Source organism: Meridianimaribacter sp. CL38 (assembly GCF_004328055.1).
GTDB lineage: Bacteria > Bacteroidota > Bacteroidia > Flavobacteriales > Flavobacteriaceae > Gaetbulibacter_B > Gaetbulibacter_B jejuensis.
On sequence record NZ_QKWS01000001.1, the window covers coordinates 950,173 to 962,530 of the forward strand.

The window sequence follows — 12,358 nt, forward strand, 5'->3', positions numbered from 1 at the left end:
ATTTATTTGTTTTTATAGTTAAACTATCATTCCTGCGGCAACAGTTTCATTAGTTGCATCATCTACTAAAATAATACTTCCAGTAGTTCTGTTTTCTCTGTAAGCATCAATCATTAACGGCTTTGTAGTACGTATTTTAACTTTAGCAATATCATTCATTGATAAATCAGTATCGTCACTATTTCGCTCCAAGGTATTGATATCGTATTTGTAAACCACTTCTTTAATCATCGCTTTTTGATCGTTAGAAGTATGCTTAATAGTATATTTTGCTCTAGGTTTAGCTGCACTATTATTTAACCAACACAACATTACCTCAATGTCTTGAGAAGGCTCTGGTTTATTGTTTGAACGCACAATCATATCACCTCGACTAATGTCTATATCGTCTTCTAAAGTTATAGAAACTGACATTGGTGCGTAAGCTTCTTCTAATTCTTTATCATGAAGGTTAATACTGCTTATCTTTGATGTAAATCCTGAAGGCATTACAGTAACATCATCGCCTTTTCTTAAAATACCACTTGCTACACGACCTGCATAACCTCTATAATCTATAAAACCTTCACGTTGTGGTCTTATTACAGTTTGTACAGGAAAACGCGCATCTACTTTATTAATATCACTACTAATATGCATTGTTTCCAAAGTATGTAGCATTGGTGCTCCTTGATACCAAGGCATATTTTCTGATTTGTTTACCACATTATCTCCTAAAAGCGCTGACATTGGTATAAAACGAACGTCTTTAACAAGCATCTTTGAAGACACTTCTTCAAATTCTGAAACAATATTATTAAATACTTCTTCAGAAAAATCAACCAAATCCATTTTGTTTACACAAACAATAATGTGTGGTATTTGCAATAACGATGCTATAAATGCATGACGTTTAGTTTGCTCAATTACACCATGTCTTGCATCAATTAGAATGGTCGCTACGTTAGCTGTTGATGCTCCAGTAACCATATTACGTGTATATTGAATATGTCCTGGTGTATCAGCAATAATAAATTTACGCTTTGGTGTTGTAAAATATCTGTAAGCAACATCAATGGTAATACCTTGCTCTCTTTCGTCTCTTAAACCGTCTGTAAATAGTGCTAAATCTACACCTTCATGACCTTTTTTCTTACTTGTGTTTTCAATAGCTTCAAGTTGGTCTTCAAAAATAGATTTAGAATCGTATAGCAAACGCCCTATTAATGTACTTTTTCCATCATCTACACTTCCGGCAGTTGTAAAACGTAATAATTGATTGTTGTCTAACATGTTATTCTTTATATGAGATGCCAAATTGTATTTGGCATGACAGTTAATTTTTTATTTAATTTTGATTAAAAGTATCCTTGACGCTTACGGTCTTCCATAGCAGATTCTGATCGCTTATCGTCACTTCTGTTTCCACGCTCGGTATTTCTCATACCAGCAACTTCAGCAGCAATTTTCTCTAATGTATCAGCATCAGATTCTACACCACCAGTAATAGTAATATCACCCAATGTTCTAAAACGTATCTTTTTAGTCACCACCTCTTCATGGTCTTCTAGTACTAAAAATTCAGAATTTGGAATCCAAGAGTCTTGTCTCCAAACGACTTCGCGTTCATGTGCAAAGTATAATGATGGAATAGCAATATTCTCGCGTTTTATGTAGTTCCAAACATCCATTTCTGTCCAGTTACTTATAGGGAATGCTCTAAAGTGCTCTCCTTCAAAATGCTTTCCGTTGAAGATATTCCACAGTTCTGGTCGTTGGTTTTTAGGATCCCATTGTCCAAAATCATCTCTATGAGAGAAGAAACGCTCTTTTGCTCTTGCTTTTTCTTCGTCACGACGTCCACCACCAATAGCACAATCAATCTTATTTGCCTCAATAGCATCAAGAAGTGTTGTAATTTGAAGTGCGTTACGCGTAGCGTTTTTCCCTTTTTCTTCAGCAACACGACCTTCGTCTATAGACTCTTGTACAGAACCAACAATAAGTTGCGCGCCTAATTCTTTAATAATGTCATCTCTAAACTGAATGGTTTCTGGGAAATTGTGACCAGTGTCAACATGCATTAATGGAAATGGTATTTTAGCAGGATAAAATGCTTTTTTTGCTAAATGCGTTACCAAGATAGAATCTTTTCCTCCTGAAAATAAAATTACTGGGTTTTCAAATTGTGCCCAAACTTCACGTAAAACAAAAATTGCTTCACTCTCTAATTCATCTAAATAATTTAAATAATACTTACTCATTGTTGCTTTGACAATTTTGGTGTTATGTAATCTACGATTCGTTGCGCAGCTGCTTCAACTGATTCGTTTTCTGTTTTTATTTCAATATCAGGGTTTTCTGGCGCTTCATAAGGTGCTGAAATTCCTGTCATGTTTTTTATTTCTCCAGCTCGAGCTTTTTTATAAAGCCCTTTTACATCACGTCTTTCACATTCTTCAACGCTGGTATTAACAAATATTTCGACAAAGTTAACATCTTTAACGATACTTCTAATGTTCTCTCGGTCTTTTTTGTAAGGCGACACAAAAGCCGCAAGTGTCACTAAACCAGCATCAACCATTAAATTGGCCACTTCTGCAATTCTACGAATGTTTTCTGTTCTATCTTGTGGAGAAAAGGTTAAGTCTTTATTAATTCCTTTTCTAATATTGTCACCATCTAAAGTAAAGGTTTTAATACCGTTCTGATGCAATTTTTGTTCAACCACATTGGCTATAGTAGACTTACCTGATCCTGATAATCCTGTAAACCATAATAAAAAAGAATTATGTCCATTCTGTTTTCGTCTATCTTCAATAGATATTTGATAATCGTGCGGAATAATGTTCTCTTTCATCTTATTCTTTTTTTCTTTTACTTAAACCAAAGTTTATTTTATACCAAACGCGTTCGTGCAAATAATACAATATCATTTTAGTAATCACTTCAGCAAAACCTATTTGTAAAGCAGCAAGTGGATTACCCGAAATAATCCAAGCCAACGTCATTGTATCTATTGTTCCTATAAAACGCCATGTAATAGTTTTGGCAATATGTCGTTTTCTACTTTCAAGAAGAATACCATCCTTCGATAAATTAATTTTGTACCAAACACGTTCGTGTAAGTAGTATAACACTGATTTTGTTGTGACTTCTGCGAATCCTATTTTAAGACCTGCCAAAGGGTCTCCAGTAACTATCCAAGAGAGAATTATTGTGTCTATCGTTCCAACAACTCTCCATGTAATGGTTTTGGCAATATGTCTTTTATAAGAAACATCTGCCATTTACTTACTGACTAAAAAGTAGCTGTTTAATAGGTTTTCTTTATTGTAAGCTAATGGTTTATTTGTTTCTTTAGAAATAACCTCTAACCCAACTGCGTTACAAATGGCTTGACCTGCAGCAGTATCCCATTCCATGGTAGGTGCATATCGTGGATATACATCGGCATTTCCTTCGGCTACCAAACAAAATTTTAAAGAGCTTCCTTTTGATACAATCTCAACCTCTTTACCTTCTGCTTTCAAGCTTTCTACAAAATCCAACGTGTCTTGGTTCATGTGCGAACGACTACCAACAACCTCAACTTTATCCGAATTGTTTTTCTTTGGTTGTAATGGTTGGGCTAATTCTAATATCTTTTCAACAGCAACATCATGAGACTCTAAATCTACCTTAAACGCTTCGTTGTTTTCTACATTAGCAAAATAGATGGTTTTTACTGCAGGCACGTAAATAACTCCTAAAACAGGTTTTCCGTTGGTTACTAACGCTATATTTACTGTAAATTCACCGTTACGTTTTATAAACTCTTTAGTGCCATCTACTGGATCTACAACCCAACAGGTTTCCCAAGTTTTTCTAACAGCGTAATCCGTTTGTTTATTCTCTTCTGAAATTATTGGAATTTCCGTAGGAATCAGGTACGAATTAATGACATCATTAGCTTTTTTGTCTGCCTCTGTTAAAGGTGATTTGTCGTCTTTCATTTCTACATCAAAAGCTGTATCATATATTTGCATGATTACTTTTCCTGCTTCTAATGATGCTTTGATAGCTGTTTGTAGGTTTTCATTTATTAACATACCAATCGTACACTTTTTTAATTCCGTCTTCTAATTCAACCGAATGTTTCCAACCTAAACCGTTCAATTTAGAAACATCTGTTAATTTTCTCATGGTTCCATCAGGCTTATCTGTATTAAACACTAAGTCTCCTTTAAAATCAATAATGCTTTTTATGGTTTCGGCTAGCTCTTTAATAGAAATTTCTTTCCCTGTACCTATATTGATATGGGTGTTTCTAATTTCGCTATCATTTTCGGAATATGTATCAGAAAACTCTCTGTTTTCCATAATAAATACACAAGCATCAGCCATATCTTTAGACCATAAAAACTCTCGTTTTGGAGCTCCTGTTCCCCAGATTTCTACACTGTTTTCTGATACTCCAAATTTAGAAAGATACACTTTTGCCTCTTCAATCGTTTCAAAACCAGTGTCACTAATAACAGCATCTAAATTGTTTTCATTTAGCATTTTTGCTAAATATATCTTTCTAATTAACGCTGGTAAAACATGTGATTTTTCTAAATCGAAATTATCGTTAGGTCCATAAAGATTTGTTGGCATAACCGAAATAAAATTTGTACCGTATTGAAGATTGTAACTTTCACAGGTTTTTATTCCAGCTATTTTTGCAATGGCATAAGGCTCATTGGTATATTCTAAAGTGTCTGTCAATAAATACTCTTCCTTCATTGGTTGAGGAGCATTTTTAGGATAAATACATGTACTTCCTAAAAACAACAATTTTGATACGCCATTAAGGTAACTTTGATGAATTACATTGTTTTGAATCATCATGTTTGCGTAAATAAAATCGGCTCTGTATACATTATTTGCAACAATACCTCCTACTTTAGCTGCAGCTAAAAAAACATATTCTGGTTTTTCGCTTTTAAAAAAGTCTTCAACAGCAACTTGATTGGTTAAGTCTAGTTCAGAATGTGTTCTGGTAACTAGGTTTGTATAGCCTTTACTTTTTAAGTTTTCTACAATAGCACTACCCACCAAACCTCGATGTCCAGCTACATATATTTTAGAATCTTTTTTCATAACTGCTTTTTATTCAAAGTAGTTATTGATTCTGTAACCGCCATCTTGCAAAAATTGTTGTTTTTGCATTAGTTTTAAATCGCTAGACATCATATCATCAACTAAATTTTGAAGGTCATATTTAGGAACCCATCCTAATTTTTCTTTAGCTTTTGTTGCGTCTCCTATCAATAAATCAACTTCTGTTGGTCTGTAATATTTTTCGTCTACTGAAACTATCTCTTTGCCAATTTCAAGGTTGAAATCAGGGTTACTACAAGACTTTACAAATCCTTTTTCATTAGAACCTTCGCCTTTAAACTCTAATTCTACACCAATATGTTTAAAACACATTCTAACAAAGTCTCTTACAGATGTCGTCTTACCTGTAGCAATTACCCAGTCTTCTGCTTGATCAGCTTGAAGAATCATCCACATCATTCTAACGTAATCTTTGGCATGTCCCCAATCTCTCTTTGCGTCTAGGTTTCCTAAATACATTTTATCTTGTAAGCCTAATGCTATTCTTGATGTTGCTCTTGTGATTTTTCTAGTAACAAACGTTTCTCCTCGAATTGGAGATTCGTGGTTAAATAAAATACCATTACATGCATACATACCATAAGCTTCACGATAGTTTACCGTAATCCAATAGGCGTACATTTTTGCTACTGCATATGGGCTTCTTGGATAGAAAGGAGTTGTTTCTGTTTGAGGTACTTCTTGTACTTTTCCGTATAATTCAGATGTTGATGCTTGGTAAATTCTTGTTTTATTTTCAAGCCCTAACATTCTAACAGCTTCAAGAATTCTTAATGTTCCTATTCCATCAGCATTGGCTGTATATTCTGGTGTTTCAAAAGATACATGCACATGACTCATAGCAGCAAGGTTATATATCTCATCTGGCTGTACTTCCTGAATAATTCTAATAAGGTTTGTACTATCAGTTAAATCACCATAATGAAGAAAAAAGTTTTGGTTTTCAACATGAGGATCTTGATATAAGTGATCAATTCTATCTGTATTAAACAAAGAAGATCTTCTTTTAATACCATGTACTATGTAATCTTTTTTTAATAAAAACTCACTTAAATAGGCTCCATCTTGTCCTGTTACCCCTGTAATAAGGGCTACTTTTTTATCATTTTTCATATTTTTTATTTCTATTAAGCATGCAAAATTACCATAATTATTGTGGTATGCAACATTTTGAGGTTATTGTGTTTAGGGTTAACTATTAGATAACCTTAGACAATTACTTAAACTTTTTTTCCAAGACTTTTGAATAACTCCTAATTCCTTTACATTTTTAGAATTATTCAATACGCTAAACATTGGTCTTTTTGCTTTTGTTTTATAGTTTTCAGAAGTTATTGGCTGTAAGTTTATTTGAATTTTTTTTTGCTTAAAAATTTCTTGAGCAAATCCAAACCAACTTGTTTCTCCTTTGTTACTAAAATGGTACATACCATAGTTAGTGCTATCTTCTTTTATCACTTTTAGAATTACCTCAGCTAGGTCCTTAGCATAGGTTGGAGACCCTATTTGATCATTGACCACATTCAATTCCTGTCTTTGTTTTGAAAGACGCAACATGGTTTTCATAAAGTTATTTCCATATTCAGAATACAACCATGAGGTTCTAAATATAAAATACGTATCTAAAAGCTCCTTTATGTATTGTTCTCCTTGTAATTTTGAAGCACCATAAACATTTATTGGATTTGGTGCGTCTGTCTCTGTATATGGTGTGTTTTTTAAACCATCAAAAACAAAGTCTGTAGAAATATGTATTAGTGATGTGTTATAGTCTTTTGACAATATAGCTAAGTGTTTTACGCCTTCAGCGTTTACAGCAAATGCTTTTTCTTTTTCGTCTTCGGCTAAATCAACAGCTGTATAGGCTGCACAATTAATACAATAATTAAACTGATGTTTTTCAAAAATTGCTTTAGCGCTATTGAAACTGGTAATGTCTAATTCTTTTGAAGACTTAAAAATAAAGTTTAATTCTTCAAACTTTGAAGAAAGCTCTTTAATGCATTCTCCTAGTTGGCCATTAGCACCAGTAATTAAAACACTTTTTTTCATTTAAAAAAAGTGTTTGTGGTTGGTAATATTTTATCTTTTTCAGAAATAATTAATTCATCTTCGGGAAAATCCCAATTAATTCCAATTGATGGGTCATTAAAAATTAGCCCTCTTTCAGAATCTTTATGGTAATAATTATCGCACTTATAACTAAATATTGTATCGTCTTCTAAAACCAAAAACCCATGAGCAAATCCTCTTGGAACAAACAGTTGTTTTTTGTTTTCTTCGGTTAATTCTACAGAGAAGTATTGCTTAAAGGTTGGCGAATTAGGTCTAAGATCAACACAAACATCTAAAACTTTACCTTTAATAACTCTCACTAATTTTGCTTGTTCATAGTCTCCTACTTGAAAATGCAAGCCTCTTAAAACTCCTCTAGAAGATTTAGATTGATTGTCTTGTACAAAATTTACATCTAACCCAGTAAGCTTTTTAAAGGTGCTAGTATTAAAACTCTCATAAAAATAGCCTCTTTGATCCTCAAAAACAGTTGGACTAAAAACATATACTCCTTTTAAATACGTTTCCTCTGCTTTCATCTTACTTTAAATTTAAAAGGTAATCTCCATAACCGCTTTTAAGGAGTGGTCTAGCAAGTTCAAGAAGTTGAGATTTATTTATATATCCCATTTTATAGGCAACTTCTTCAATACATCCAATTTTTAATCCTTGTCTTTCTTCTATTACTTGAACAAATTGAGAAGCTTGCATTAGCGAATTAAATGTACCTGTATCTAACCAAGCTGTTCCTTTATCTAAAATTTGCACACTAAGCTTGCCTTGTTCTAAATAAGATTTGTTAACATCTGTTATTTCTAATTCTCCTCTATCGCTTGGTTTGATGTTTTTGGCAATTTCAACTACCGAATTGTCATAAAAATATATTCCCGGAACCGCATAATTAGATTTTGGTTGGTTGGGTTTTTCTTCAATAGAAATTGCTTTGTTATTATCGTCAAATTCTACAACTCCATATCGTTTTGGATCCTGAACATGATAGGCAAATATAACACCTCCATTAGGGTTAACATTAGCTTGTAGGCTTTGTTCTAGTCCTGAGCCATAAAATATATTGTCACCTAATATTAAAGCTACAGAGTCGTTACCTATAAACTCTTCTCCTATTATAAATGCTTCTGCTAAACCGTTAGGTTGTTCTTGTACAGCATAATGAAAATTGCACCCAAAATCTTCTCCGTTACCTAATAACTCTTTAAACCTTGGAGTATCTTTAGAAGTTGAAATTATTAATATTTCTTGTATTCCAGCAGACATTAAAGTAGTAAGAGGATAATAAATCATTGGCTTATCGTAGATTGGCATAAGTTGCTTACTAACAACTTTAGTAAGTGGGTGTAACCTTGTCCCTGATCCTCCAGCTAAAATTATTCCCTTCATATTGCTTTATATTTTTTCAAATACCAATTTATGGTTTTTTTTATTCCAGATTCAAAGTTTTCATCAGCTTTCCAACCTAATTCATTCTCTATTTTTGATGCATCTATTGCATATCTAAAATCATGACCAGGTCTATCTGTTACAAATGTAATCTGGTCTTTATACTGCTTATCTTTAGGAACAAGCTCGTCTAAAATTTCACAAATAATATTAGCTATATATAGATTATTACGTTCATTTTTGCCTCCAATATTATAAGTTTCTCCTGCTTTTCCATTTTGAAATGCCAAGTCAATACCCTTACAGTGATCCATTACATATAACCAATCTCTTATGTTTTGACCGTCTCCATAAATAGGGATATTTTCGTTATTAATTGCCTTTCTAATAATGGTTGGAATTAGCTTTTCGTCGTGCTGTTTAGGTCCATAATTGTTAGAACAGTTTGTAGTTACCACATTAAGACCGTAGGTATGAAAATAGCTTCTAACTAAAAAGTCTGAAGATGCTTTTGAAGCACTATATGGACTGTTAGGTGCATAAGCAGTGGTTTCGGTAAAAAGACCTGTTTTGCCTAAAGTACCATAGACTTCATCCGTTGAAATATGAAGGAACCTGCAACTTTCAAAACCTGCTTTTATTTTATGTGGTTGCTCTAACCAATTTCTTTTTGCAATCTCTAAAAGATTAAATGTTCCTACAACATTGGTGTTTATAAACTCATCGGGTTTATTTATAGAGTTATCTACATGAGATTCAGCTGCAAAATGGATAATATCTGTGATTTTGTGCTTATTGAAGACTTCTTCAAGTTTACTTTTGTCACAAATGTCTCCTTTTTCAAAATAATAATTTGGATTGGTTTGGTGCTCACTTAAATTAGAAAGCTCACCTGCGTAAGTGAGCTTGTCTAAAATTATTATCTTGGTTTGTGTATAAGTGTTTAAAAAGTACTCAACAAAGTTTGAACCAATAAAGCCGGCTCCTCCAGTAATTAGAATATTTTTATCCCTCATATGATTTTACATATTTTACAACTTTAACAGCTAAATAAAAAACACTTAAAGCTAAAAAAGCTAGAAAAGGAAAAATTATAGAATAACGTTCCCATATTGTTGTGTATTTAGCTCCAACATCCTGAAAACTGGATAAGGTGTCAAAAAACACATCTTCTTCAACTTTTTGAGACTCTAGTTCACTTAATTCTTTTCTTAGGTTTATCTCTTGCTCTAAAAGTTCATATTCTTTTGTTTTTGTTTTTTCTTGTATAAAAGACAAGCCATCTCTTGTAGTGTAAGATCCGTCTTGCGATTTAGATTCTTCTTCCATCACATTAACATAAACCTGTTTTAACGAATCAACAACTTTAATGGACGATAAGATTCTTTCCTTTTTAATAGCTATTAAAGAATCTCTTTTCTGCATTTTCTTGATAGAGTAGGTGTTAGTAAATGTTGAGTTCAAGCCATCTTCTAAAGACCTAAAAACATCTTTCTTAAAAGACTGAACATTTATCTCAAAAATGTCTCCTGAATAAATACTTCTATTTTCTAAAAACTGATCAAATTCAACTTCTTGAGCTCTTATACTATCTAACCCTTTTAAAAAATTATCATACTGTTTTATTTGATCATTTTCATTTTCTGGACCAGGGTGAATTTCAAACCTAATTAACTTTTCAGCTTCCTCTTCATTAATATCAAATATTTGAGTTAGTTGTTCATAGTCTCTTTCACCAATTAACGCATTATAATAGTTTATGTTAGTAACTAATTGAAATTTCGAGTCGAAATATGGTTTAACTAACATTTGTGAGCTATAAATGTCTGGTCTTGTTTTTTCAAGAGCAAAGCCTAGACACCCAGCTATGATAACTACAATAGCAATAATTTTAAAATTATCAATTATGGCCTTAAAAGCATAAATAATAATTGAAAAAACTTCTCTAAAGATAGATTTTATAAATTCTATAAACTTATTAAAAACTCTCCCAATCATATTAAAGATTTGAATTAAATCTATTTCTTCAGAAGGTGTATGCTCTGGTAAATTTTTACTCATTTGATGATATGATTAATTAAATATTTGTTTAATAATTTGTCTTGTTATTAAGTATGTTGGTTTAACTCCTGAGGTTCCTAACCCTCCTGAAGCTAATGTACTCCCTGTCTCTAAAGGATTATCACTAGCATAGTAAGCGTACCTTACTTTAACATCAGGCCCTATATTTCCTCTAACTTTTGAAGCTGCTTGGATAGCCTTTTGATAGTGAGCTCCTTCCATTTCTAAGCCTATTACATTCCATGTAGAATTAAAGAAAAACTTTAGTATCTCTTTGTTTTGTAAAGATGTTCCTAAAACCGTTATCATAGATCCTTCATAAACATCTATATCATTACCTTCTAATTCGGCCTTACTTAATTCATTTTTAAAAGGGTAATTATCTGCTGTACCTTCAAAAATATGCGCAGAAGGTATCATAATATCTCCTTTTTTTCCTTCTAAAATTCCTGCTTTACCCATTAAAGATATTGAAGCTACATTAAGGTGTGTGTTTGTTGCTCCTACTTTTAAAGGTTTTAAAAGCTCATCCATAGTTTCGTAAGCTTGTTCTCCAAATGCATAATCCATTACAATTATAACAGGCAATTCGCTAGTCTTAGATACTTTTTCTTTATCAACATCTATGTCTAGCTTTGAGAAATCAATCTTAGAGGTGTCAAAAATTTGCACATCAATATTAGCTCCTGAGTTATCTGGAATGTAAATCATTCCATTCTGCAACGCAACTTTTTCTACTTTATTGCGTAATGCCTTATTCTCTTTTTGACTTAAAGCTTGGTATACATCAAAAATGTCTTTCTTAGCTGCAAACGTTTTTAACGCTTGAGGCATAAATAGAGAGTTCATAACACTGTGCATATTAGCACTAATAACATGAATCTCGCGATCTAGTAAATTGTTGCTCTTTAATACATTTTTTATGTTATCAGCCCAAATTTCTCCATGAATATGATGTCCTAATCTTTCTCTTAAAACAGGACTAAAAGTTACAGTTCGTTTGTTATTATTAACTGTCTCTTCTATTGCTAGCTTACCCAACCAGTATACTATATGTAAAAATCGTTCTGGTTGTGTAGGTATAGAAAAACTATCGTAGATAGACATTAGCTCGTTAAACGTTCTGCCTAAAATATTTGCCGTATGAGTTACAGCTATTTCTCGTTCTTTTTGATCTAACTTACTACTTTTTAAAACTGCTTTTTCAAGCTTTATCCAATCTCTTGTTGTTGTTCCTTGTTCGTCTATTAAAACACGGTTGCTTATTTTGTGAGACTCTACAAAAAGAAATGTAAGATGTGTAAGAATATCGTAAATCTCTGAACGACCTCTAGTGATTTCAATATTCATCTGCTCATCATCAATCCTGTAGCAATTTCTTCTTCGTTTTGGAGGAATTATGGGTTTGAAATGCGAGTTTGCATAACCCTCATCGCTTGTTAAATTGATAAACGTACATTCTTCAATACCTTGAGGTAATCTATCAATTACATATAAAAGACCTTCAAGCTCTGCTTTTTCTTCTGAAATAGAACCGTAAATTTCTGGTCTAAGTAGTAATAACGACTCTCGAAGTGTTTCACCAGAAACTCCCATAGGCTTATAAAATCCTCTATTAAAGAGATGCCTCATGGTAATGTACATCCTTTCTATAGCATTCGAGCTTTCTTGAGCTCTCGTTCTGTCATGGCGTTTACTTTTGTTCATACTAACTATTTGG

Annotated in this window: 13 protein-coding genes; all 13 read right to left on the bottom strand. The window is 32.7% G+C overall.

The features are described 5' to 3' along the window. Nucleotides 1-18: 18 nt before the first annotated feature. Entirely contained in the window at nucleotides 19-1,272 is a 1,254-nt protein-coding gene (locus DMZ43_RS04350) for a sulfate adenylyltransferase subunit 1 (protein WP_131506371.1), read from the bottom strand. 65 nt (nucleotides 1,273-1,337) lie between these two features. Further along, entirely contained in the window at nucleotides 1,338-2,243 is a 906-nt protein-coding gene (cysD, locus tag DMZ43_RS04355) for a sulfate adenylyltransferase subunit CysD (protein WP_131506372.1), read from the bottom strand. After that, nucleotides 2,240-2,839, bottom strand: a complete 600-nt coding sequence (gene cysC / locus DMZ43_RS04360) for an adenylyl-sulfate kinase (RefSeq protein WP_131506373.1) — start codon at nucleotides 2,837-2,839, stop codon at nucleotides 2,240-2,242. The genes cysD and cysC overlap by 4 nt, the downstream gene beginning before the upstream one ends. A 1-nt stretch (nucleotide 2,840) precedes the next feature. Beyond that, nucleotides 2,841-3,269: a DUF2061 domain-containing protein gene (locus DMZ43_RS04365; RefSeq protein ID WP_131506374.1), complete on the bottom strand. Its 429-nt coding sequence runs from the start codon at nucleotides 3,267-3,269 to the stop codon at nucleotides 2,841-2,843. Then, entirely contained in the window at nucleotides 3,270-4,070 is an 801-nt protein-coding gene (cysQ, locus tag DMZ43_RS04370; protein WP_370450261.1) for a 3'(2'),5'-bisphosphate nucleotidase CysQ, read from the bottom strand. Then, the gene (locus DMZ43_RS04375; protein WP_131506375.1) at nucleotides 4,057-5,103 is read right to left on the bottom strand and encodes a GDP-L-fucose synthase; all 1,047 of its coding nucleotides are present in this window, start codon (nucleotides 5,101-5,103) and stop codon (nucleotides 4,057-4,059) included. Before DMZ43_RS04375 ends, cysQ begins: the two co-directional genes overlap by 14 nt. A 9-nt stretch (nucleotides 5,104-5,112) precedes the next feature. Then, nucleotides 5,113-6,237 (bottom strand): GDP-mannose 4,6-dehydratase, encoded by a 1,125-nt coding sequence (gene gmd / locus DMZ43_RS04380; protein WP_131506376.1) that lies wholly within the window; start codon nucleotides 6,235-6,237, stop codon nucleotides 5,113-5,115. 78 nt (nucleotides 6,238-6,315) lie between these two features. Further along, nucleotides 6,316-7,176 (bottom strand): dTDP-4-dehydrorhamnose reductase, encoded by an 861-nt coding sequence (rfbD, locus tag DMZ43_RS04385; protein ID WP_131506377.1) that lies wholly within the window; start codon nucleotides 7,174-7,176, stop codon nucleotides 6,316-6,318. Continuing rightward, entirely contained in the window at nucleotides 7,173-7,718 is a 546-nt protein-coding gene (rfbC, locus tag DMZ43_RS04390; RefSeq protein WP_131506378.1) for a dTDP-4-dehydrorhamnose 3,5-epimerase, read from the bottom strand. Before rfbC ends, rfbD begins: the two co-directional genes overlap by 4 nt. Before the next feature lies 1 nt (nucleotide 7,719). Next, on the bottom strand, nucleotides 7,720-8,577 hold the full coding sequence (gene rfbA, locus DMZ43_RS04395) for a glucose-1-phosphate thymidylyltransferase RfbA (protein WP_129759775.1): 858 nt from the start codon (nucleotides 8,575-8,577) through the stop codon (nucleotides 7,720-7,722). Continuing rightward, nucleotides 8,574-9,593, bottom strand: coding sequence for a dTDP-glucose 4,6-dehydratase (gene rfbB, locus DMZ43_RS04400; RefSeq protein ID WP_131506379.1), 1,020 nt, complete (start codon nucleotides 9,591-9,593; stop codon nucleotides 8,574-8,576). Before rfbB ends, rfbA begins: the two co-directional genes overlap by 4 nt. Beyond that, on the bottom strand, nucleotides 9,583-10,638 hold the full coding sequence (locus tag DMZ43_RS04405; RefSeq protein ID WP_131506380.1) for a hypothetical protein: 1,056 nt from the start codon (nucleotides 10,636-10,638) through the stop codon (nucleotides 9,583-9,585). Before DMZ43_RS04405 ends, rfbB begins: the two co-directional genes overlap by 11 nt. A 12-nt stretch (nucleotides 10,639-10,650) precedes the next feature. After that, complete coding sequence (locus tag DMZ43_RS04410) at nucleotides 10,651-12,345, bottom strand: hypothetical protein (protein WP_131506381.1); 1,695 nt, start codon at nucleotides 12,343-12,345, stop codon at nucleotides 10,651-10,653. Nucleotides 12,346-12,358: the final 13 nt, after the last annotated feature.

Coding starts and splice junctions, on each gene's coding strand:
- DMZ43_RS04365 (WP_131506374.1), bottom strand. CDS start 3,269: ATGGCAGATGTTTCTTATAAAAGACATATTGCCAAAACCATTACATGG.
- gmd (WP_131506376.1), bottom strand. CDS start 6,237: ATGAAAAATGATAAAAAAGTAGCCCTTATTACAGGGGTAACAGGACAA.
- DMZ43_RS04375 (WP_131506375.1), bottom strand. CDS start 5,103: ATGAAAAAAGATTCTAAAATATATGTAGCTGGACATCGAGGTTTGGTG.
- DMZ43_RS04410 (WP_131506381.1), bottom strand. CDS start 12,345: ATGAACAAAAGTAAACGCCATGACAGAACGAGAGCTCAAGAAAGCTCG.
- rfbB (WP_131506379.1), bottom strand. CDS start 9,593: ATGAGGGATAAAAATATTCTAATTACTGGAGGAGCCGGCTTTATTGGT.
- cysD (WP_131506372.1), bottom strand. CDS start 2,243: ATGAGTAAGTATTATTTAAATTATTTAGATGAATTAGAGAGTGAAGCA.
- rfbA (WP_129759775.1), bottom strand. CDS start 8,577: ATGAAGGGAATAATTTTAGCTGGAGGATCAGGGACAAGGTTACACCCA.
- cysQ (WP_370450261.1), bottom strand. CDS start 4,070: ATGTTAATAAATGAAAACCTACAAACAGCTATCAAAGCATCATTAGAA.
- DMZ43_RS04405 (WP_131506380.1), bottom strand. CDS start 10,638: ATGAGTAAAAATTTACCAGAGCATACACCTTCTGAAGAAATAGATTTA.
- rfbD (WP_131506377.1), bottom strand. CDS start 7,176: ATGAAAAAAAGTGTTTTAATTACTGGTGCTAATGGCCAACTAGGAGAA.
- cysC (WP_131506373.1), bottom strand. CDS start 2,839: ATGAAAGAGAACATTATTCCGCACGATTATCAAATATCTATTGAAGAT.
- rfbC (WP_131506378.1), bottom strand. CDS start 7,718: ATGAAAGCAGAGGAAACGTATTTAAAAGGAGTATATGTTTTTAGTCCA.
- DMZ43_RS04350 (WP_131506371.1), bottom strand. CDS start 1,272: ATGTTAGACAACAATCAATTATTACGTTTTACAACTGCCGGAAGTGTA.